Raw genomic sequence first — 23,552 nt, forward strand, 5'->3', positions numbered from 1 at the left:
TGTATGATTGCCGAAGGATCCTATCCCTATATTACAGGCGGAGTATCGAGCTGGATTCATACTTTGATCCGTCAGATGCCGGAGCACGAGTTCGTCATTTTCACGATCGGCGCGCAAGAGAAACAGCGCGGCAAATTTCGATACGAACTGCCGTCCAACGTCGTGGAAGTGAAAGAAACCTTTCTTGATGCCTATTTACGGGAGAACGGCACGTGGGGCCGCCGGTTTCGTCTCTCTTCAGATCAAAACCATGCATTCCAGTCTTTACTCGGAGGCGGAGGCGAACCGGATTGGAGAAGCATATTCGATCTGCTGCGCACGGACAAATTCCGATATGCCGCAGATTTTCTCATGAGCAAGGATTATTTCGATATATTGGCTCAGTTGTGCAAAGAACGTTATGATCAAGTCCCCTTCACGGAGATGTTCTGGACGGTCCGATCGATGATATTGCCTCTGTTTCTTACGATCCGCCATGAGTTGCCTAAAGCCGATTTGTATCATAGCGCATCCACGGGATATGCCGGAATCGTAGGAAGCTTGGCCAAGCATCTTTACGGAAAACCGTTCATCCTGACTGAGCACGGTATCTATTCCCGGGAACGGGAAGAAGAAATCATCAAGGCCGATTGGGTTAAAGGTTATTTCAAAGATCTATGGATCGAATATTTTTACCGGCTGACCGGCTGCGCCTACGAATATTCTGACCAAGTTATCACGCTGTTCAATCGAAACCGTGAGATCGAAATCGAACTGGGCTGTTCTGAGGACAAAATCGATATTATCCCGAACGGAGTCGACGTAAATGAATACGCAGGTTTAATGGGTTCAGAGAGCGATGGAAAGTTCCGGATCGGAGCTATCGTCCGCGTCGTTCCGATCAAGGACATCAAGACAATGATCCAATGCTTCTCCATCGTTAAGCGAGAGCTGCCGGAAGCCGAGCTCTATATCATGGGTCCGACTAGCGAAGACGAGGAATACTACCGCGAATGCCGGTTGTTGGTAGAGACGCTTCAATTGGACGATGTAATCTTCACCGGGGAAGTGAAGATCAAAGACTTTTTGGGACGAATGGATGTCATGCTGCTTACCAGCATCAGCGAGGGACAGCCTCTTGCCCTCCTGGAAGCCATGGCTGCGGGTTTGCCATGCGTGACGACAGATGTCGGAGGCTGTCGTGAGCTGATTCAGGGAAGAGACGACGGTTTCGGGCCGGCCGGGTTTGTCGTCCCAGTCATGCACTACGAGCAGCTTGCGGACGCAATAGTGAGGCTTAGCCGGAATGAAGAGGTTCTTGCCGAAATGGGTCGCAACGGTTTGGAGCGGGTTAGCAGGCACTATACAAGAGAAGGCTTTATTAACGATTACAAGCGTCTATATTCTAATTATGAGGAGGCGGGCACATGGCGGGCGTCGGCTTCGAACTGAAAAAGCTATTCCGTGAACATGGCCTGCTCCAAAGCGCCAAAGCTTACGTCTATTCTTCGATTACGACGGTAGGTCCGATGGTTCTTTGCGTGCTTCTCGTATCGGTCATGCAAGGAATTATGCTTTCGAATCATGTTTCCTATAGTGAGAGAGAGCTGTTTCTCACGACGATCGTGTACGGCTTCATCTTCTCCGTTCTTCTTACCGGCGGGCTGTCCATGCTGCTCACGCGTTTTATCGCCGACCGAATATACGAAAAGAAATATGAGCATTTGCTTTCCTCCTATTACGGAGCCGTCGCCGTCTTGCTACCTGCAGGCGCATTGACTGCATGGCTTTTCCTAAGGCATGTAACGGCGGGAACCGGATACAAATGGGCGGCTTACTTCTTCTTTATAGAATTGGTTGTCGTCTGGATTCAATCCGTCCATCTTTCGGCTCTGAAAGATTACGGGAGAATCGTACGCAACTTCGCAGTCAGCGTTCTGATAGCTGTCGCGGGAGCATGGCTCGTATTGAGATATACCGATTACGATTCCACAACCGCGGCGCTTGTGATGATCGATGTCGGCTTTTTTCTCGTCATCGTTCTGACGACTCGCCATTTCGAACAATTTTTCCGTTACAAGGATAGTCGGCTGTACTTTCTATTCTTTTCTTACATCAGGAAATACCCTTCTCTGTTGCTGATCGGCACTTTTTTCTATGCTGGTGTCTACATTCATAGCTTCGTCTATTGGTTCGGTTCGAAAGGCATGGCCGTGGCCGGCGCTTACCGGATCTCGCCCTTTTTCGACTTGCCGGTATTTTACGCTTACTTGACGGTCGTGCCTACGCTTGTCACATTCGTAGTGTCCGTGGAGACCGCTTTTTACGCCAAATTCCGCGACTACTATACCCGTATCCTGAACGGAGGAACATATCAGGATATTTCCAGAGCCAGGAAAGAGATGCAGCGAGTCTTGATGCAGGAAGTCGGCTTTATTATGGAAGTGCAGCTGTTGTTCACCATCGTTTCGCTGGCACTCGGCATCAAGCTTCTTCCTCTGATCGGATTCACGATGGAGCAATTGGATACGTTCCGAATATTGGTCCTTGGCTACTTCCTATTTATCGTCGCTTTTGTGGTCATGTTACTGCTTCTATATTACGATGATCGCAAGGGAGTTCTTACACTCAGTGCGGCTATGGTCGTGTTGAACACCGCGTTCTCGTGGTGGACGATGGATAAAGACTATGACGGATTCGGTCTGTTCATGGCGTCGTTCATCATCTTGATGGTATCACTGGGCAGACTGCTTTTCTATGTACGCAGCATCGATTATTATACCTTCTGTTCACAACCGATGATTCCACCTGTCGAAAAACAGAGATTCTGGAGACAACTAAGGAAGAAGTCTTCCGCTCTCGCGGCATTGCTCGTCATGGTGATGCTGCTCGGGGCATGCGCGACGGAAACCGCGGAAAAAGACTCGACAGCGGAAGTTGTAGCGCCGGCTGTAACAGCGACCGACCAATTTGTCGAAGATAAGCGGATCTATGAAAGAGACGACGATTTGTCCGTTCGGACGCTGTATGTGACCGTATTGCCGGACGACTCGGACGGAGAGACGCCCGAAACCTGGTACAATATGAACCGGCTTCGAGAGCGGACGGAAGAGAAGGAATTGCCGGTCATCTTCCAAGAGGGAACGGCGGAAGGCAAAGGGCCCGCATCGGGAATGTTCGGGTTTGATGAGACAACGTATAATGGAAAAATTGGATTGCGCGGCAATTCAACGCGATTTCTTGATCAACGATCTTATAGCATTAAGCTGACAGACAGAGCCGGCTTGTGGCGTGATCAGAGATCAATTAATCTAATCAAAAGCGCAACCGATCCTACCCGTATTCGTCACAAACTAAGCTACGATATATTCGAAACACTTCCCGATATCGGCAGCTTGCGTACTCAATTCGTCCATTTGTATGTTAAGGATTTGTCTGAGGGATCTCAGAAGGAGTATGAAGACTATGGGCTGTTCACACAAGTAGAGCAACCGAATAAAAACTATTTGAAAAACCATTGGATGGATTCGAATGGACAATTATACAAAGCGATCTCATTCGAATTTTATCGATATCCGGATGAATTGAAACCGGAAACAGATCCGTTCTACGACAAAACTACTTTTGAATCCCGACTGGAAATCAAGGGACGGGAAGAACACGATAAATTGCTGAAGATGCTTGACGATGTAAATGATCTTTCAATGACGATAGATGAAGTGATCGAAAAACATTTTGATCTCGATAACTATTTAACCTGGTTAGCCGCAAATATTTTGATGGACAATATGGACACGATTTCGCAAAATTATTTCTTGTACTCTCCTCTGAACTCCGAGAAGTTCTATTTTCTACCATGGGATTATGATGGGGGCTGGGAGATTGAACGTGAGGAAGGAGTTAGCAGATTCAATAGTGGAATAAGCAACTATTGGAGTGTCATACTGCATAATCGTTTTTTGCGAAGCGAGAAAAACGTCGAGTTGCTGAAAGACAAAATAGACCAAATGTATAGTAAATATATTAACGGAAGCATTGCAGCCAAAGTCGATGCTTATCGGGTAGTTGTCGAACCTTTTATGCGCCGGGCTCCTGACCGCAACTTCTTGCCAGTCTCGATAAGTCAGTTGGATAATCAATTCAAGTTGCTCTCCGAAGTGCCAAAGCGTAGCATCGAACGATTTATGGAAGATCTGCAAAAGCCAAAACCGATCTTTCTAGGTGATGTAAAGCAAAACGGGAATACTCTAACTTTTAATTGGGATGCTTCTTTCGACATACAAGGTGACGATCTGAGCTACGATTGGATATTATCTAAAAATCCGGACTTTACTCAGGTCATTAAAGAGCTTAAAGGGTTAAAGGTCACTTCAATAGAAGTGAAGGATATACCAAAAGGCAGTTACTATTGGAGAGTAATAACAAGAGATTCCCAAGGCCATAGCCAGCTTCCTTTCGATCAGGAATACGACGACGACGGCAAGAGTCACTACGGAATGCGCAAAATAAAGGTGGAATAGCTTTGGAATTTCTGGGACAACGCCTCCGGCACGAGCTGAAATATTATATACACCCGCACGAATATTTGACGCTTCGGGGACGTGTCTCATCTTTCTTGCCTTTGGACGGATTCTCCGTCGGATCGGAAGGTTACGTCATTCGCAGCCTCTATTTCGACGGAATCCATGATCAGGCGCTGTACGACAAGTCGCACGGCATATTCAGCCGCGAGAAGTACCGGATACGCACATATAACGGTAGCGATAAGACCATCAAGCTAGAACGCAAGAGCAAGTACGGAGAGTATGTGAGCAAGGAAGCCGCGAGCCTCACGCGTGACGAATACGATCGTATCTTGTCAGGGGATGTTTCGTTCCTGGCAACGTCCGACAAACCGCTGCTCGTCGACTTTCACTCCGCCGTCGCGCATCGCGGATTCCGGCCGGCGGTTATCGTGGAGTACACGCGGGAAGCTTACGTGTACGGTCCTGGCGATGTTCGGATTACGTTCGATAAACGGATGGCCGCAGGAATCAATTCCGTCGATTTGTTCGATCACACCCGTCGGGCGGCTCTGGAAGTTATACAGGATTCGCGAACGATTATGGAAGTTAAGTACAACGAGTTTTTCCCGGAAACGGTGAGACAGCTTGTTCAGCCCGACTCCCATCAGCGATCAGCCATTTCCAAGTACCTGTTGTGCAGGGAAACTTCCTTGCAGCATTATAAACTTTAACCGGAGGAGCCCGCCAAATGGGAGATATAATGAATTTTGAGGATTTGTTCAAGAAAAGCGCCTTGCATCTCGATGCTTTCCGAAGCGTCTCTTACATTGACATTTTGCTCGGACTGCTCTGCGCCTTTGCAGTCGGGATGTTTATCTATTACATCTATAAAATAACTTTCCGAGGCGTCGTATACAGCTATAATTATAATGTGACTTTCGTGCTGATGGCGATGATTACAAGCGTGATCATCATGACGATCAGCACCAATATCGTATTGTCTCTAGGCATGGTCGGCGCCCTCAGCATCGTCCGGTTTCGTACGGCGGTGAAGGACCCTCTCGACATCGTTTATATGTTCTGGGCGATTGCGGTCGGTATCGCTTCGGGTGCGAGATTGTACCCTCTGGCTTTGATCGGATCCGCCGTAATCGGACTCGTGCTCGTACTGCTTTCCCGCAAAAAAATAAGATCAAGCCCTTATTTGCTCATTATCCGCCATGCCGATACTGCGGCGGATGAACTGAGGAGTAAGCTTGTCCGTATGTCGTATCAGTTGAAGTCCAAGACGGTGCGCAAAGACTTCACGGAATTAACGCTTGAGCTTCGCCTTCGGGACGATAATACGGCATTCGTTAACGAAATTTCCGCAATTGAAGGCGTAAGCGACGTCAGTCTTATCAATTACCGCGGTGATTACGCGCAGTAACTCCGTAAGATTCAAAAAAAACCTTCTTGAAATCAAGAAGGTTTTTTTAGGTTTTCTTTCTCGTTACTTCAGCGTATAAACAGGTACCTTCCCATTATCCAGAACCTGATCGGCAGTATTGTCATTCAAAATAAATCGAATTTTGATCGTACTGCCTGAACTTACTCCCAACGTTACAATTGGAATAGCTGTTTCAATTACGTTCGACCCGACAAAGTAATTCGGTGTTCCTTTCAAGACCGTCACTTTAGTCCAGGACCAACTCGCGCCTGTTCCGCCATAACGGTATAACGTTCCGTTTTCAATCAGATAATCGGTTCCGCTCAAGTCGGAATTGCTCGATTGAAAACCTGTGGCTGGATTGTTATCGGAATTAATATAAAACTGGCTTTTCAATGTAAGATTACTGCCTTGAACAAGGAGATATAATTGCGTTTCGTTGTTGTAAGCTTTCAATAGCTTAGCATTTGATTCGCCGCTGCCCAGAATGGCAACTTCGCTCCAATCTGCCGTATCCCCGTCTACAGTGATTGTAGCCGCTACGGGACTCGGGCTTGGTTCTGGCGTAGGGTCAGGTGTTGGCACAGGTTCCGGCACAGGTTCATGCGTTGGCTCTTCTACAACAGGAGGAGCCTGATCGATCAGAATCTCTGTTACGGCGGCCAAACCTCCGCTTGCCGGCAACTTGTTCTTGTTGGAGTCATTCCAGATATATCCGATCTTAAGAGTTGAACTTTGGTTTGTCCCCAAATCCGCATAGGGGATCGAAGTCACTAATAAAGTATCCGAAAATGAAAAGTTAGGCGTACCACTATATGATTTTACTTTAGTCCAAATCCACTTCGAACCGTTAGCCGCTCCATAATGATACAAAGTTCCGTTTTCTAATAAATAATCCGCACCGGCCGTTCCCCAATAAGGAGTCTTAAAGCCCGTATTTTGATTATCGTCACTATTGATAAAAATTTGGCTCTTCGTCGTTAAGTTGATTCCTTCGACATAAATATTCAAGTTACTATCGCTTTTTACGGCTTTCAATATTTTGGCGTTGCTAGTTCCTGAGCTAAGTACCGCAATCCCGCTCCAGTCAATATTCCCGCCTATGGATCCCTCAGGAGACGGTTGCGGATTGTCCATGATGACGGGGGCGTGTTCCAATGCTCCGATATCAACGGAAAGACCCTGTACTCTCGCAGACCCGCCGAGATCGTAGGATCCGCTCGTTATAAATTGCGAAGATCCTTTATCGATCCCCATAGAGCTTGACATCAATTGGATATCGTTATTCGATTTATCGACAAACTGCGGATCGCCGAATAAAGAGTGGCTGTCATTTCCCGTTCCGAGCTTATAAGCGCTCCAAGAAGCATATAAGACACCGTCCCATTTCCACTGCGTCCCGTTTGCTCCGTTCGGGTTATAGGTCAGATTGTAATCGAATGTATTCCCCGAACCGCTTGTATTTATTTTATTGATTGATATCTTTTGGGATCCGTTATAGATAATATTGTTAGCAAATTGATTATTGAGATTGTTGTTCTGAAGGGTGATATCTCCATAGCCCTTATTAAGAGTGTCGTTCTCCACAAACGTGTTATTAATGATCCGATTCAGAGAAGCGCCTCCGTTAGAAGAACTGGCCCCGCCCATGATAAGTCCCGCGCCGTAATTATGGTGAATGTAATTATTTTGTACGGTCATGTTGCTGGTGGATTTCCCTTGTTTTTCACTGGCTAACTCGATGCCGAAATCATTATTGTACAGAACATTCCTCTCAATAACGATATTGGCAGCACCATCCGCGTAAATGCCTCCCGCAGCATGGATACCTGTTCCATAAGCCGAATTCGTGGAAGAATCGATACGGTATACGGTGTTCTCCGCGACGATGCCATTACGCGTCTGATCGATGCAAGGACTGGAACACGCATTGTAATAACCGGCCAATTCGATGCCGATATTGTTATTTTCATAAACCTGATTGCGCGTAACGGAGAATCCGTCAATATTTCCGCTTAACGTTATCGATTCACTGTAACCTGTTTTCAAATGGTGAACTTGGTTGTCGCTGATGAAAAGATTGTTCAACGCGTTTAATGAATTTCCCAATACATGAATTCCATGCGCATTCCCCGATGTTGCCGTATTCTCGATATGATGAACGTTATTATTCAGAATCTGAATATTGCTCCCGCCGTTTTTCACTCTTATGCCGGCCGGATCGACAGAACTGCTGGATGAGGTTAGATTGCCGATTTCAAAACCTTGAATTTTGACATAATTGACATTCGATAAAAGGACCAACGCCTGATTTACGCCTTCTACGGTTTTTCCGGTTCCATCGATAACAGGCGTTTCATTCATGTAGTTTTGAAAAGTAATAAATCCGCCGTCGAGAGTGCCAGAATTTTTTACCGACACGAGTTCCGAATAGATGCCGCCTCTTACATATACCGTCTCACCCGGTTTAAGCGTATCCGCTGCTTTTTGAATCGTTCGCCATGGGGAGTCTAAGGTCCCCGGGTTGATGTCGTCTCCTGAAGCGGAAACAAAAAAAATGCCTGCTTCTGCTGCATATGCCGATTTTGGATAACCGAAATTTAAGAAGATCGAAGATAAAAGGAGGGTTATTGCGATGAATAGGGGATGAAAATTGGTTTTTCGCCCATTTTCTCTAGCATAATTGACCGACATGACATCGCGCACCCTTTCGAATACCGAAAAAAGATATCCCAAGTCCGGTATGCGCAATGTGCACGATATCGAAAACTTCGGTAACTGGCTGGCATCTTTGCTATTTCGCAAAGGAAGCCCCTATAGTTTTGCGTCGCTTGGTTTCCCAAGGTATGCCTTTTCGGTTTTTTGTTTAATACTTTACTGCCACTTTTAATATTTGTATATAGGTTGAAGGTCTGAAATTAAAAGGTCTAAATTATCGATGCCGATCATTCGTTTCCATACTATGACGACACGATCTGGATCGTCCGGGTTGCGTTCTCCCAAACCACGACGTAACCCAGCGCTTCGCCCGCAAGACGAAGCGGTATAAAGGTCGCTCCGTTCTTAACAAACGGCGTCTGCGCGATTTTAACGGCCTTCCCGTTCACTTCGGCGGTTGATTTACCAATCGTCAGCCGCACCTTTCGTTTGCCTTTAAGGGCTTCGACGGTGCGGCTTTTTCCATCCCACCGCACGGTAGCGCCTAATGCTTCGAACAAGTTCCGGAAAGGAATGAACACCGACCCGTTCACGAGCTGCGGAGGGTATGGAAAGAACTTTTCCCTGCCATCTATCATTAGCCGGGGCGCGTCGATTTCCTGACGTATTCCGATGACTCCGAACGAGTTCGACAAACATATTGAATCACCGTTTAAAGCTACCGCGCATTCCGCTATGCCCGGAAGAGATTCGAAGCTTAGCAAGAACCTTACTTTCCCGTTCGAATCTAATGAATAATAGCGAGATTGATCATCCTGAAAATAAATCCTGTTCAGTCCGTCAACTTGAATCGTCTGAGGAAGGGGAACTTGTCCTTCCGGCAAACGGTATGTCCAATCAGGGTCTCTGGAATCGGAAGAACGGTAATGCAATGAATGGCTCTCGACGGTTAATCCGGCGGATATAGGATTAAATTCCTTTGTAGGATCGGCTCCTGCAGGGGAAACGGAATCACCGGAGGGAAGAATAGCCTTAACGCCTTCTTGCGATTGAAAAACAAAAGCGTCGATTTTAGAATCGAACCGAAGCTGCGAAGGTTCGGAAACGGAAAGTCTCCAAGCGACGGCGTAGGGCTCCGAACCGTTTAAGACGGCATTTACATCTACGGAATTCTCCGAAGCCATTGCGGGAAGGAGCAAATCTTCCGAGTATCTAGGGAAGGTCGCGTCTGAACGGGTTGCCGAAGTTGTGACGAGCAGGCAGACGGCCGCGAAGGACAATAGTCGATACAACTTCAAGTGATTTCTTCCTTTTATATCGATTCTGGATGTAATCAGTATAGCAGGATAGATACGTGGGGAGCGATCATTTTAAGCAGGTATTTCGAAAAGATCATGACTGTTTCACTTATGCACATGTGAATAAACTGACCGCAAAAAGAAGTTATTCACGATAGAAGTCGAACCGCCTCACATCTTATCAACAATATCTTGTGCTGTGCACAGTTTTCATCCACAAGTTCTTGAAATTGTGGATAACACGGTGAAATCCGTTGAATTAAGAGGGTTTGTCTGCTATGATTAGTCCAGAGTTTAGCGGTGGATGACGATGAATTCCCCTCGTTTTATTAACACCCTGTGTATAACTTTGTGAACAAATCCCCCGATTCGTGGATATCCCTAATAATAATAAAGGGGAAACTGTGGACAACTGCTCCGCGATTCATTCGCGGTAACAAGTTTTCCGCTTATTTTTTGTCCTCACGATGGGTTAAAGGAGAGAAATTGTCGTGGACAACCGCAACAACGAGGTTTGGCAACAAGTGTTGTCGGTCATCCAGACGAAGCTGAGCAAGCCGAGCTTCGATACCTGGTTCAAAGCGACGAAGGCTTCCTTCATAAGCGATAACGCGGTGATCGTGACCGCGCCAACGACGTTCGCCGTCGAATGGCTCGAAACCCGTTATACGAAGCTGGTCTCCTCGACGCTTTCCGACTATATCGGCAGACCCGTGGACGTGAAATTCTCCATAGAAGAAATTCACCAGGCGGAACCCGTGGAACAAGCCGTGCCCGCGGCGGCGAACCGCGTTCAAATCGCGGAAGAGCCGATGATGCACATGCTGAATCCGAAATACACGTTCGACACGTTCGTCATCGGAGCGGCCAATCGCTTCGCGCACGCCGCGTCGCTGGCGGTCGCCGAGCTTCCCGCGAAGTCGTACAATCCTTTTTTCATGTACGGCGGCGTCGGATTGGGCAAGACTCACCTTATGCACGCGATCGGGCACTATATACTCGAACACAATCCTCATATGAAGGTTTTGTATTTGTCTTCCGAGAAATTCACGAACGAATTCATCAACGCGATTCGCGATAACCGGGGCGAAAGCTTCCGCAACAAGTATCGCAACATCGACGTTCTGCTGATCGACGATATTCAATTCCTGGCCGGCAAAGAAGGCACGCAAGAGGAATTTTTCCATACTTTTAACGCGCTGCACGAGGAACATAAGCAGATCGTCATCTCGAGCGACCGCCCGCCCAAGGAGATTCCGACGCTCGAGGAAAGGCTGAGATCCCGCTTCGAATGGGGATTGATCACAGATATTCAGCCGCCCGACCTGGAGACGAGGATCGCCATCCTTCGCAAGAAAGCGAAGGCCGAGAACCTCGATATTCCGAACGAAGCGATGATGTATATCGCGAACATGATCGATTCCAACATCCGCGAGCTCGAAGGTGCGCTCATCCGGATCGTCGCCTACTCCTCGCTGACGAATCAGGACATCTCGGCGCATCTGGCCGCCGAAGCGCTGAAGGACATCCTTCCGACCGGCCGCAACCGGCTCATCACGATGCAGGATATTCAGCAACGGGTCGGCGACTTCTACGGGCTCAAGCTCGAGGATTTCAAGGCGCGCAAACGAACGAAGGCCGTTGCGTTCCCGAGGCAGATCGCCATGTACCTCTCCCGGGAGCTCACCGACTATTCCCTGCCGAAGATCGGCGACGCGTTCGGCGGCAGAGACCATACGACCGTCATTCACGCTCACGAGAAGATTTCGCAGCTGCTGAAAGTCGATCAGGACTTGTACAAAATTATCAACAGCCTCACCGAGAAAATCAAAAATTTAACCTAAAAATACACCAACGCCTATGCACAATGAATCCACATGTGGATAGGCGTTGTTTTCGAGCTTTTTCACGGTTATCCACATATTCACGCCGCCTACTACGACTTTAATATTTAAAACATGCTACAATAAGCGTTAAATGGGCGTGGAAGCCGCTTTTGGCGCAGCAACCGACAAATTCGACGAGGTGCTCTATATGAAATTGACCATATTGCGCGGAGAGTTGAACGAAGCGATTCAACACGTATCGAAAGCCGTCGCTTCCCGCACGACGATCCCGATCCTTAGCGGCATCAAAATCGACGCCAGTTATTCCGGGGTGACGCTGACCGCCAGCGATACTGATATTTCGATTCAAAGCTTCATTCCGCTCGAAACGCCGAACAAGACGGTCGCCACCGTCTCGAGAACCGGCAGCGTCGTTCTCGCGGCGAAGTTTTTCGTCGAAATCGTCAAAAAGCTGCCGCACGAGGAAGTCCATCTCGAAGTCGGAGATCGTTTCCAGACGTTGATCACTTCCGGAGCGACGGAAATTCAGCTCGTAGGGCTCGATCCCGAAGAATTCCCGGTTCTCCCTTCCGTTCAGGAAGACCAAGTCGTGTCGATCGCCGGCGACTTGCTGAGAGACATGATCCGTCAAACCGTATTCGCGGTGACGACGAACGAATCGACGCCGATTCTGACGGGCGTACTTTGGAATCTGCAAGAAGGCACGTACAAATTCGTGGCGACGGACCGTCACCGGCTCGCCAGCCGTTCCGCGAGCGTAGCCGCGACGGACGTCCGGTTTTCCAATATCGTCATCTCCGGGAAGACATTGAACGAGCTCGCCAAGATCGTTCCCGATCAGAACGTCATGGTCGATATCGTCGTGGCGGACAATCAAGTGCTCTTCAAGCTCGGCAACGTGCTGTTCTTCTCGCGGATGCTGGACGGGACTTATCCCGATACTTCAAAGATTATTCCGCAGCAATTCAAAACAGAACTCGTCATTAACACGAAAGCGCTCAGCGACGCGATCGACCGCGCCTACTTGCTCTCGCGCGAAGAGAAGACGAACATCGTCCGCCTCGTCACGATGGAAGACGGCGGCATCGAGATTTCGTCCAGCTCCTCCGAGCTCGGCAAGGTCACGGAGCAGCTCGGCGTGACGGAGATGAAGGGCGAACCGCTGCGCATCGCGTTCAACTCCAAATACATGCTCGACGTGCTGAAGGTCATCGACAGCGAAGAGCTTCTCATCGGCTTCAACGGCGCGATGAGCCCGATTATTATCCGGCCGAACGATCACGATCGCAGCCTGCATCTGATTCTTCCCTACCGGACGACGAATTGAGGCGATAACGAATGAAGAACATCGGCATATCGACCGAATACATTACGCTAGGACAGTTTCTGAAGCTGGCCGACTGCATCGGCACGGGCGGGGAAGTAAAGCACTTTCTCGCGGAAAAAACGGTTACGGTCAACGGTGAAACGGATGAGCGCAGAGGACGCAAGCTCAGGGTCGGGGACGTCATCGACGTCGAAGGCTGCGGGCAGTTTGTTATTCAGACTAAATGAATTGAGCGCCCATTCGTTTCTGAATAACCGATGCAAAGCTACTTCCGCGTCAGATAGACGCGGAAGACGTGTTTGCTTGACGGTGACGAACCGCTAGGCGGAGAGGAATACGCGCGATGCAATTGAACACATTGGAGCTTCACGGATACCGGAATTACGATTCGTTGAAGCTGTCTACCGAGGGCGGGGTCAATATTTTCATCGGACCTAACGCCCAAGGCAAGACGAATCTGGTCGAAGCGATCCACGTTCTGTCGCTAACGAAGTCTCACCGGACTTCGAAGGACAAGGAACTGATCGGATGGAATCAGAACGCGGCGTTGATCCGGGCGCAGATGCGCAGAAAACACGGAAACGTGAGCTTGGAGCTGCAGCTGTCGGCGCAAGGGAAAAAGGCGAAGGTGAACGGGCTGGAGCAACGGAAGCTGAGCAGCTTCGTCGGCACGCTGAACGTCGTTCTGTTCGCGCCGGAAGATCTCGATATCGTCAAGGGAGCACCGGGTGTGCGCCGCCGGTTCATGGACATGGAAATCGGCCAGGTGCACCCCGGTTATTTGTACGACATGCAGCAGTACCAGAAGATTCTTCAGCAGCGGAACAATTACCTGAAGATGACGGACGCCCGCAAAGCGTCTCCCGAGATGCTCGAAGTATGGAACGAACAGCTTGCGACGACCGGTGTTAAAATGATGCAAAAAAGGAAAAACTTTATCGTACAGCTGCAGAAATGGGCGGAGAAAATCCATGCCGGAATCACGGGCGGCAACGAGCTTCTGACCGTGGATTACAAGCCCTCGTTCGGCCATGCATATGGTATAGATAACCAAGATCAAGCTTCTTTATTCGAACAATTTATGATAAAGTTAACAGAGGGCAAGGATCAGGAATTCAGGCGGGGAACGACGCTGACCGGTCCGCACCGGGACGATCTCACTTTCGCCATCAACGGCAAGGACGTGCAAGCGTTCGGATCCCAAGGGCAGCAAAGAACGGCGGCGTTGTCGCTGAAGCTGGCCGAATTGGAACTGATGCACGAAGAAATCGGGGAATACCCGTTATTATTGCTGGATGACGTGCTATCGGAATTGGATCAGACCCGTCAAACCCAGCTGATAGAGACGTTCCAAAGCCGGGTCCAGACGTTCATCACGACGACGGGACTCGAGAGCGTGAACATGAGCCGCTTGAAAGACGCTTCTCTTTTTCACGTGAGAGACGGTCAAGTGCTGCGCTAAAGCGAGGAGGAACTCCGTGTATTTACATTTAGGCGGGGAAAAGATCATACGAACTTCGCAGCTCGTAGCCATCTTCGACATTTCCATCGAGCAGTCTTCCAAGCTGTCGAGGCAATTCATCGTGCATGCGCAGAAGAACAAGGAAGTGGAAACGATCGGTGAGGAAGATCCGAAGTCGATTGTCGTAACGGAGCACAAAGTGTATTATTCGCCGATTTCCACGTCTACCCTCAAGAAGAGGGCGCATTACCTGGAAGGCTAGGCGACGCACTCCCCGAATCGTTAATCAGCAGCGGTTACGCAAAAAAGGCGGTGGAAGGTTTGTCCGTGAATTCACAGCAAAACACGTACGACGAGAGTCAGATTCAGGTATTGGAAGGGTTGGAAGCGGTCCGCAAGCGCCCCGGGATGTACATCGGGTCCACGAGCGGCAAGGGCTTGCATCACCTGGTATGGGAAGTCGTCGATAATAGCATAGACGAAGCGTTGGCCGGCTATTGCACGCGGATCGACGTCATCATAGAAGAAGACAATAGCATCACGGTCATCGACAACGGCCGCGGCATTCCGGTCGGCTTAAACGCGAAGCTGCAGAAGTCGACGCTGGAAGTCGTCATGACCGTGCTTCACGCCGGCGGCAAGTTCGGCGGCGAAGGGTACAAAGTATCGGGCGGTTTGCACGGGGTCGGTATTTCCGTCGTGAACGCGTTGTCCGAGAAGGTCGTCGTCACGGTTAAGCGCGACGGTCATATTCATCAGCAGGAATACCAGCGCGGAACGCCGCAGTACGAGCTTAAAGTCGTCGGCGATTCCGACGAAACCGGAACGACGGTCCAGTTCAAGCCGGATCCGGAGATCTTCACGGAGACGACCGTCTACGAATACGACATTCTGGTCGGACGGATTCGCGAGCTTGCGTTCCTGAACAAGGGCATCCGGATCAACCTCGAGGACAAGCGCACGGGAATGAACGATTCGTTCCACTACGAGGGCGGCATCGTCGAGTTCGTTCAGTACTTGAACCGGACGCGCGAAGCGCTTCACGAGACGCCGATCTACGTCGAGGGCGCCAGAGATCACATTCATTGCGAGATCGCGATGCAGTACAACGACGGCTATTCCGAGAACTTGTACTCGTTCGCGAACAATATCAATACGCACGAAGGCGGCACGCACGAATCCGGCTTCAAGAGCGCCCTCACGCGGATCATTAACGATTACGCGCGGAAGATGGGCTTCGTGAAGGAAAGCGAATCGAATTTGTCCGGCGACGACGTGCGCGAAGGCTTGACCGCGATCATCTCGGTCAAGATTCCCGAGCCGCAATTCGAAGGCCAGACGAAGACGAAGCTCGGCAACAGCGAAGTTCGCGGCATCGTCGAATCGTTGTTCAGCGAGAAGCTGCTGCAGTTCCTTGACGAGAACCCGGGCGTCGCCCGCAAGGTGATGGAGAAGGGACTGCAAGCGGCACGCGCGAGGGAAGCGGCACGGAAGGCGCGGGAATTAACTCGACGGAAGAGCGCGCTTGAAGTCAGCTCCCTGCCGGGCAAGCTGGCGGACTGCTCGTCCAAAGACGCGTCGATCAGCGAATTGTACATCGTCGAGGGCGACTCCGCGGGCGGGTCCGCGAAGCAAGGCCGCGACCGTCATTTCCAAGCGATTTTGCCGCTTCGGGGCAAAATCCTGAACGTCGAGAAAGCGCGTTTGGACAAGATCTTGTCCAACTTGGAGATCCGGGCGATGATTACGGCGCTCGGCACCGGGATTAGCGACGACTTCGACATTACGAAAGCCCGTTACCACAAGATCATCATCATGACCGATGCCGACGTCGACGGCGCGCACATCCGCACGCTCATCCTGACGTTTTTCTACCGGTACATGCGCAAGCTGATCGAGGAAGGCTACGTCTACATCGCGCAGCCGCCTTTGTTCAAGATCGAACGCAACAAGACGGTACGTTACGCGATGAACGAGCGCGAACGCGATGCGATCTTCGCCGAGTTCGGCGAAGGAACGAAGCTGAACGTGCAACGTTACAAAGGCTTGGGAGAAATGAACGCCGAACAGCTGTGGGAGACGACGATGGATCCGGCCGGCCGCACGATGCTTCAAGTCCGCATCGAAGACGCGATGAAAGCCGACCTCATGTTCGATACGCTCATGGGCGACAACGTCGAGCCGCGGCGCGAATTCATCCAGCAATACGCGAAGTTCGTCAAGAACTTGGATATATAAGTCGTGAACAATGACGGGCCGCATGCGGGCCGGGTTGGACATGACGGATCGCGAACAATGACGGGCCGCATGCGGGCCGGGTTGATCATGACTGATCGCGAACAATGACAGCCGCCTTCCGGCCGGTTCGAACGTTGCGGATATAGATCAGGGGGTATCTCTACCTAGGGATACCCCCTGCGGATTAAGCGCCGCGTTTGCGGGCTCTGAATCTACCATAAGCGACGGCATAAGCGTATATTCGGCGGAAGACGGCGCGATTCGGCAGCTTCTTGAACAGGAACGGATCCGGAAGCGTGTTGACCTCTAGCACCCAGGCGTTGAATTTCGTGTCTACCGCGACGTCTACGCCGATTTCCTTCAGGCGGGGATACTTCTTCTCCAGCGCGACTGCGACATCAATGCCCAGCTTGCGGAGCTTGTTCCCGAAGGCGATGCGCCGTTCCTTCGTAAGATGCGAGGAGAACAGCTTTTCCAGCGGCATCGGCGTTCCGCCGGCATGGTAGTTGGTAACGATTTTGCGCGGATGGGCGACGCGGCCGATCATGCCGGTCGTCTCCCATTTCGACTGCGGGTTCATCTGCACCATGACCCTCAAGTCGAATCTTCTTCCGCCGTGCTTCAGCAGATGAATGCCTTGTTGGACGAGATAAGGTTTGTTCTTCTTGACGGAGATCAGCTTGGGATACATGTCGTCGAAGCTGGCGAACGCGTACTTCGTCTCGCCGGATTGAAAGCGGTAAGGGGAGTCGGCCGCGCCCGCGTACTCGACGCGGATGACGCCGCTGCCGAACGTGCCGTCCACCGGCTTGACGTAGATCATGCCGTGCTTTTGCAGAAATGCGGCGACGGTAGAACGATCGAACCGTGCGGTATCCGGCACATGCCGCCTTAAATCGGCATCGGCGAGAAGAACGTCGGTTTTTGCCCATTTACTGCGGACGCGCTGTATCGACATGCTTGTTCATCCAACCTTTCCCTTGGGCATTATGGTATAATGGAATTATTGTGCGTGTTTCGGCATGAATGGATTCAGCTGTCATTCTTGCCTGTTTTCTAACCTATGACGGAATTCGTTTCGCGGTGTGCGTTTTGCCGCCTCCGGACGAGTTCGAACCCGTTGATATATTCGCTAAGGAGGATCCTCATGTCGGAAGAACAACGCTCCCAAATCCGCGACCGCGAAATCGGTCAGGAAATGCGGGAATCGTTCATGGATTACGCAATGAGCATTATCGTCAGCCGCGCGTTGCCGGACGTTCGCGATGGATTGAAGCCGGTTCATAGACGGATTTTGTACGCGATGTCGGAACTCGGCATGGCACCGGACAAGCCGTACAAGAAATCGGCGAGAATCGTCGGCGAAGTCATCGGCAAGTACCATCCGCACGGCGACTCTTCCATCTACGAAGCGATGGTACGGATGGCGCAAGATTTCTCCCTCCGCTACATGCTCGTCGACGGTCACGGGAACTTCGGTTCGGTCGACGGCGATTTCGCGGCGGCGATGCGGTATACGGAAGCCCGTCTTTCCAAGATCGCGATGGAAATGCTGCGCGACATCAACAAAGAAACGATCGACTTCCGGCCGAACTACGACGGCGAAGAACATGAGCCCGTCGTGTTGCCGGCGCGATTCCCGAACTTGCTCGTCAACGGCAATACGGGCATCGCGGTCGGGATGGCGACGAACATTCCTCCTCACAACTTGAGAGAGGTCATCGAAGGCACGCAGGCGTTGCTTCGCGATCCGGAGCTCACCCCGTACGACTTGATGGAGTACGTCAAGGGTCCCGACTTCCCGACGGCGGGCCTCATTCTCGGCCGCGTCGGCATTCGCCAAGCTTATGCGACGGGACGCGGTTCGGTCACGATGCGCGCCCGGGCGACGATCGAAGAAACGAACGGCAAAGCGCGCATTCTCGTTCACGAGATTCCGTATCAAGTGAACAAGGCCCGTCTCGTCGAGAAGATCGCCGAGCTCGTGCGCGAGAAGAAGATCGACGGCATTACCGACCTTCGCGACGAATCGGACCGCAACGGCATGCGCATCGTCATCGAGCTGCGCCGCGACGTGACGCCGACGGTCGTGCTGAACAACCTGTACAAGCAGACGCAAATGCAGACGAGCTTCGGCGTCAACATGCTCGCGCTCGTTAACAACGAGCCGAAGGTTCTCAACTTGAAAGACGTGCTTTACCACTATATCAAGCACCAAGTCGAAGTCATTCGCCGGCGCACGGAATACGATCTGAAGAAAGCCGAAGCCCGCGCCCACATTCTCGAAGGCTTGCGGATCGCTCTCGACCATCTGGACGAGGTCATCGCGCTTATCCGGGCGTCCCGCACGACCGAGGAAGCCCGCGAAGGGTTGATCGCGCGATTCGGATTGTCGAACGATCAGGCGCAAGCGATTCTCGATATGCGTTTGCAGCGCTTGACCGGCTTGGAACGCGAGAAGATCGAGCAAGAATACGCTGAGCTTCAACAGAAAATCGCGGAATACAAAGCGATTCTCGCGGACGAGCAACTCGTGAACGACATCATCTACGACGAACTCGAAGAAGTGAAACAAAAGTTCGGCGACGAACGTCGCACGGAAATCACGGTCAGCGACGACGAGATTCTCGACGAAGACTTGATCCCTCGCGACGATGTCGTCATTACGATGACGCATACCGGATACATCAAGCGTCTTCCGGTGTCGACGTACCGCAGCCAGAAGCGCGGCGGCCGGGGCATTATGGGGATGGGGACGAAGGACGACGATTTCATCGAGAACCTGTTCATCTCCAACACCCATCATTACCTGCTGTTCTTTACGAACAAAGGGCGCGTTTTCCGGATTAAAGCGTACGAGATTCCGGATTTGAGCCGTACCGCGCGCGGAACGCCGATCATCAACCTGATCCAGATCGAGCAGGGAGAGACGATTAACGCGGTCATTCCGGTCGAGGCGTTCGAGCCGAACCAATTCCTGTTCTTCGCGACCCGCAACGGGATCGTCAAGAAGACGCCTCTCGACGATTACGCGAACATCCGTAGAGTCGGCCTTATCGCGATTTCCCTCCGGGAAGACGACGATTTGATCGGCGTGAAGCTGACGGACGGCGAACGCGAGATCGTTATGGGAACGAGCCAAGGCATGTCCATCCGCTTCAACGAGCAGGACGTTCGCCCGATGGGACGTTCCGCGACGGGGGTCAAAGGCATCCAACTCGACGAAGACGACAAAGTCATCGACATGGACGTCGTTGCTCCGGACCAAGAGGTGCTGATCGTAACGGCCAAAGGCTACGGAAAAAGGACCCCGATGTCCGAATACCGGATCCAGACCCGCGGAGGCAAAGGCATCAAGACGCTTAACGTCACCGATAAGAACGGTTCGATCGTCGGTCTTAAAGTCGTTCACGACGACGAAGACTTGATGATCATGACGACTTCCGGCACGTTGATTCGCACGAGCATGTCCGGCATCAATACGATGGGCCGGATTACTCAAGGCGTTAAGCTGATCAATATCCGGGACGAGGATTCCGTTGCGACCGTCGCCCGCGCGCCGCGCAGCGAGGATTCGGATGCGGAAGGCGGCGAAGGCTCCGAAGACGGTTCTGACGAAAGCGCCGGCAACGTCGGCGAGTAGGCTAGGCCCATACGGCTTCGGCGTCTTCGACGATTCAGAATGCATAAGTTTCACGCTTATCCATTTCTGAATCGTCTCCGCAAAGCTTCATCGGCGTCCAGAGGACGCCGAAGGCGTTTTTGCTCGGACGTTGAACAAGCAATAAACTCTGTCCTTGGGAGAGATGTGGCATGCCGATGATTCCGGTAGCGCAAGTTCAGGTTGGCGACCGATTGGCCAGCGACGTTCAGACCGCCCTTGGAAGCGTACTGTTGCAGCAAGGACGTACGCTTTCCGAGAGGGATAAGGACATTTTGTATTCGTTCCTGATCGCCGCGGTGGACGTTCTTCGTAGCGGCCTGGAGGAAACTTCGGCGGATTCGGCATCCGACGAGGCCGCGGCGACCACGGAAGTGAAGATTACGCCGCTTCAGCAGCAATTTCTGGAGATGGAGAAGCTTCTGCAACGAATGATGTCGATGGTCGCTTCCGGCCAGAAGCTTCCCGTGCTCGATATGCGGAACGGCTTGAACGCCTTGATCGAGCATATCGACGAGTACAACGTGCTCACGTTCCACTCGCCTCCTTTTGCGGGCAAGCCCGACGTCACGGTTCGCAATAGCGTGCTGTGCGCGCTTACCGCTTATCAGCTCGCGAAGTGGAACAAGTTCCCAGAGAAGGATTGGCTTCCGATCGCCATGGCGGGGCTCTTGCACGATATAGGCAACGTCAAAGTGGACGGGACGATCTTGAACAAGCCTTCCCGTTTGTCGGCGGAGGAAATTCAAGAGATGAGGCAGCATACGGTGTACGGCTTCCGGATTCTCGAAGGCGTCGCCTCGATGAATCAGGGAGTGTGGCTGTCCGCGTTGCAGCATCACGAGCGGATCGACGGCAGCGGTTATCCGATGAAGGTGAAGGGCGAGAAGATCCATCCGTACGCGAAGATCGTCGCCATTGCGGACATGTACCACGCGATGACGTCAAATCGGCTGTACCGAAAGGCGGAATCTCCTTACCTCGTGCTGGAAGAGCTGCATTCGGGATCGTTCGGCAAGCTCGACCCGCTGTACGTTCAGACGTTCATCGAACGGACGACGCAGTTCCACAACGGCGTGTTCGTGAAGCTGAACAACGGCTCTGTCGGGGAGATCGTCTTTACGGACCGGAACCAACCGACGCGTCCGATGGTTTCCGTGAACGGACAGATCGCGAATCTTGCGCAAAACCGCCAATTGTTCATCTGCGAAGTATTTACGACGAAATAAGAAGTCTCATCGAATCGCCCGGGAACGTATCGTTCCTTGGCGGTTCTTTTTTTGTCGTTCAAGCAACCTAATGATCGATTCGGCGTCTAACCAGTATATGTAAAATGATGTTGCGGAGCGGGGGACGATCGATGAGAACATGGATTTTGGTTATGCTTGCATGCTTGTTGCTGTGGATGGGAGGCGTCGAGTCTGTGCCTCATGCCGCCGCCGAGAAGGATTTTATCTCTCTTGATACGAAGGAACAGGCGATCGCCAGGGCGATGGAGCTCATGCTTATTCCGAATGATGCGCAGATTACGGAAGCCACACGAGTTGGGAGCTCGTCGGGTTTATGGCGACTCGGTTTTTTGACGGCGGAGAAAAATGAGAACGGGAATGCGACTCATGGCGGAGAGATCGTATTGAGAAGCTCAGATGGCGAGCTTCTTTCTTACTCGCAATGGAAATGGCCAACCGATTCGACCGGCTGGGGTCCGGCCCAGGAAGCATTCGATATGTCGAAAGAAAAGGTCGACCGGGAAGAGGCGATCAAGATCGCTAGATCGTTCCTGGACGGTCAGCCATGGAAGCTGAATGCGGAATGGATAGTGGACCCCTATCCGGAATCGGAGTATTCCACTCGGACGGATAGCAAGACGATGCACAAAATCCGATTCGATCGAGCGAATAAGGGGATGCGGCTAGACCAACAGACTTTTTCCGTGTTCGTGGATCGAATCAGCGGGGAGGTCGTCGCGTACGAGGTCAATTGGCATAAAACCGAATTCGTCTCCCCGAGCCATATGTTGGACCAAGCGGCGGCAGCCCGTATACTCGTCGATCTCGCGCAGCCCTATTTGACGAACGCCGAGGGCGGGAACGATCTGCTCGGCTACGCCATGGTTTTCGAATATACGCTCGATGCCGTCAAGGGAACGCTTCCCGAACGGTATAACATTCCGATACCTAACGACAAGGTCGTCGGCAAGCCGAAAATTTCGAACGCGATGGCTAAACAGTTGCTTTTATCGATGTACGAAATTGAACTTCAATATGCGATAACGGACACCTCGATGGAGGGGTGGAGAGTCGAACCGTTCTATCGCATGGTCGTGAAGCCGGAGGTCCCCCGTTTCTATACGGGGAAGGCGCCAATCGTCGACGCTAGGAGCGGACAATGGAAGGATTTCGTCGGAGCCCCATTGCAGCGGGCGATGCCCGAGCCTTCGGATTGGCTTATCGCCGCGGCCGCCTCGACGGGACGAATTCGTTATCCGTCGGCGATTGCCGTTGAAGGGGAGTTCGTTGCGCTTACGGCGGCACCGATCGTCCAGAACGGCAAAGTGCTGACTTCGGCCAAAGAACTGATGACGGCGATAAGAGGGAATCTCTTGTGGGATGCCAAGACAAGCAAGTTGACGGCGATTAAAGACGGTAAGAGGCTTGTCATGAAAGCAGGCAGCGACAAAGCTCTATTGAACGGGAAAACGATAAGGCTGCAATCGGCCGTACGGATCGTAAAGGGGAGAACGCATATGCCGGCGACGGCTATTCAACAAGCGTTCGGGGCTAACGTATCTTGGCAGGCTTCCTCGCGATTCCTATTGATTCGAATGAACGATAGACCCGTAACGCCGACGGCTTCGGAGTTGGGCAAATTGCGATGGGATGCGCAGTTGGAGTGGGCGAGAAACGGCTTTAGGTAAGGGTTATCGGGTGGGCGAATCTTGCATTTCAAAAAAGTTGAAATAGGGTGTTGCAATCATTCGCCCACCGTGATATTATATTCAAGTCGCCATTAGCGCGGCACACGAAATAAGAAACAAAACGAACCACGAATTGTTCTTTGAAAACTGAACATTGAGCGTAAGAAACAAACAATCGTCGAAGTCGGCTTTCGGGTCGGCGGAGACAAACCAGCAGTGAATGAGCCTCAA

The 23,552-nt window shown here is 51.4% G+C and carries 16 protein-coding genes and 1 riboswitch; of the genes, 13 read left to right on the plus strand and 3 right to left on the minus strand.

All coding sequences use genetic code 11. The annotated features are described in order from the left end of the window. Positions 1–3 precede the first annotated feature (3 nt). From pelF to ACFPPD_RS11910, 4 genes are read left to right on the plus strand one after another with little or no spacing between them, the layout of a single operon-like run. Positions 4–1,431 carry a GT4 family glycosyltransferase PelF gene (gene pelF, locus ACFPPD_RS11895; protein WP_378082328.1) on the plus strand — a complete coding sequence of 476 codons (1,428 nt, stop codon included), beginning with the start codon at positions 4–6 and terminating at the stop codon, positions 1,429–1,431. Beyond that, on the plus strand, positions 1,407–4,499 hold the full coding sequence (gene pelG / locus ACFPPD_RS11900) for an exopolysaccharide Pel transporter PelG (protein ID WP_209750140.1): 3,093 nt from the start codon (positions 1,407–1,409) through the stop codon (positions 4,497–4,499). The genes pelF and pelG overlap by 25 nt, the downstream gene beginning before the upstream one ends. 2 nt (positions 4,500–4,501) lie before the next feature. Next, positions 4,502–5,215 (plus strand): polyphosphate polymerase domain-containing protein, encoded by a 714-nt coding sequence (locus ACFPPD_RS11905; protein ID WP_209750139.1) that lies wholly within the window; start codon positions 4,502–4,504, stop codon positions 5,213–5,215. Between the two features lie 17 nt (positions 5,216–5,232). Continuing rightward, complete coding sequence (locus ACFPPD_RS11910; RefSeq protein ID WP_209750138.1) at positions 5,233–5,913, plus strand: DUF4956 domain-containing protein; 681 nt, start codon at positions 5,233–5,235, stop codon at positions 5,911–5,913. 63 nt (positions 5,914–5,976) lie between these two features. On the opposite strand, the gene ACFPPD_RS11915 is transcribed toward ACFPPD_RS11910, so the two are convergent. Both ACFPPD_RS11915 and ACFPPD_RS11920 read right to left on the minus strand, forming a co-directional pair. Then, positions 5,977–8,607: a DUF1565 domain-containing protein gene (locus tag ACFPPD_RS11915; RefSeq protein ID WP_209750137.1), complete on the minus strand. Its 2,631-nt coding sequence runs from the start codon at positions 8,605–8,607 to the stop codon at positions 5,977–5,979. 76 nt (positions 8,608–8,683) lie between these two features. Further along, a riboswitch (cyclic di-GMP riboswitch) is annotated at positions 8,684–8,774 on the minus strand. A 99-nt stretch (positions 8,775–8,873) separates the two neighbouring features. Then, complete coding sequence (locus ACFPPD_RS11920) at positions 8,874–9,209, minus strand: copper amine oxidase N-terminal domain-containing protein (RefSeq protein ID WP_209750136.1); 336 nt, start codon at positions 9,207–9,209, stop codon at positions 8,874–8,876. A gap of 1,151 nt (positions 9,210–10,360) precedes the next feature. Here ACFPPD_RS11920 and dnaA point away from each other — a divergent pair. The 6 genes from dnaA (at position 10,361) to gyrB (ending at position 16,743) form a co-directional block, all read left to right on the plus strand. After that, positions 10,361–11,713, plus strand: coding sequence for a chromosomal replication initiator protein DnaA (gene dnaA, locus ACFPPD_RS11925; RefSeq protein WP_209750135.1), 1,353 nt, complete (start codon positions 10,361–10,363; stop codon positions 11,711–11,713). A gap of 190 nt (positions 11,714–11,903) precedes the next feature. Further along, the gene (gene dnaN / locus ACFPPD_RS11930) at positions 11,904–13,043 is read left to right on the plus strand and encodes a DNA polymerase III subunit beta (RefSeq protein WP_209750134.1); all 1,140 of its coding nucleotides are present in this window, start codon (positions 11,904–11,906) and stop codon (positions 13,041–13,043) included. A gap of 11 nt (positions 13,044–13,054) precedes the next feature. Further along, a complete protein-coding gene (gene yaaA / locus ACFPPD_RS11935; protein WP_209750133.1) occupies positions 13,055–13,270 on the plus strand; it encodes a S4 domain-containing protein YaaA in 216 nt (71 codons plus the stop codon). Between the two features lie 116 nt (positions 13,271–13,386). Continuing rightward, positions 13,387–14,505 (plus strand): DNA replication/repair protein RecF, encoded by a 1,119-nt coding sequence (gene recF / locus ACFPPD_RS11940; protein ID WP_209750132.1) that lies wholly within the window; start codon positions 13,387–13,389, stop codon positions 14,503–14,505. Between the two features lie 16 nt (positions 14,506–14,521). Further along, positions 14,522–14,767, plus strand: coding sequence for an extracellular matrix regulator RemB (gene remB, locus ACFPPD_RS11945; RefSeq protein ID WP_209750131.1), 246 nt, complete (start codon positions 14,522–14,524; stop codon positions 14,765–14,767). Between the two features lie 65 nt (positions 14,768–14,832). Next, on the plus strand, positions 14,833–16,743 hold the full coding sequence (gyrB, locus tag ACFPPD_RS11950; RefSeq protein ID WP_209750130.1) for a DNA topoisomerase (ATP-hydrolyzing) subunit B: 1,911 nt from the start codon (positions 14,833–14,835) through the stop codon (positions 16,741–16,743). A gap of 184 nt (positions 16,744–16,927) precedes the next feature. On the opposite strand, the gene ACFPPD_RS11955 is transcribed toward gyrB, so the two are convergent. Further along, positions 16,928–17,701 carry a YheC/YheD family protein gene (locus ACFPPD_RS11955; protein WP_209750129.1) on the minus strand — a complete coding sequence of 258 codons (774 nt, stop codon included), beginning with the start codon at positions 17,699–17,701 and terminating at the stop codon, positions 16,928–16,930. Positions 17,702–17,890: 189 nt separating this feature from the next. On the opposite strand from ACFPPD_RS11955, the gene gyrA reads away from it, so the two are divergent. The 3 genes from gyrA to ACFPPD_RS11970 all read left to right on the plus strand — a co-directional run bounded on the left by gyrA (position 17,891) and on the right by ACFPPD_RS11970 (position 23,321). Continuing rightward, positions 17,891–20,386, plus strand: a complete 2,496-nt coding sequence (gene gyrA / locus ACFPPD_RS11960; protein ID WP_209750128.1) for a DNA gyrase subunit A — start codon at positions 17,891–17,893, stop codon at positions 20,384–20,386. A gap of 170 nt (positions 20,387–20,556) precedes the next feature. After that, positions 20,557–21,633, plus strand: coding sequence for an HD-GYP domain-containing protein (locus ACFPPD_RS11965; RefSeq protein WP_209750127.1), 1,077 nt, complete (start codon positions 20,557–20,559; stop codon positions 21,631–21,633). 131 nt (positions 21,634–21,764) lie between these two features. Next, positions 21,765–23,321, plus strand: coding sequence for a copper amine oxidase N-terminal domain-containing protein (locus ACFPPD_RS11970; RefSeq protein ID WP_209750126.1), 1,557 nt, complete (start codon positions 21,765–21,767; stop codon positions 23,319–23,321). The last annotated feature ends 231 nt before the right edge of the window (positions 23,322–23,552 follow it).

It is taken from the genome of Cohnella suwonensis (assembly GCF_042655365.1).
GTDB lineage: Bacteria > Bacillota > Bacilli > Paenibacillales > Paenibacillaceae > Cohnella > Cohnella suwonensis.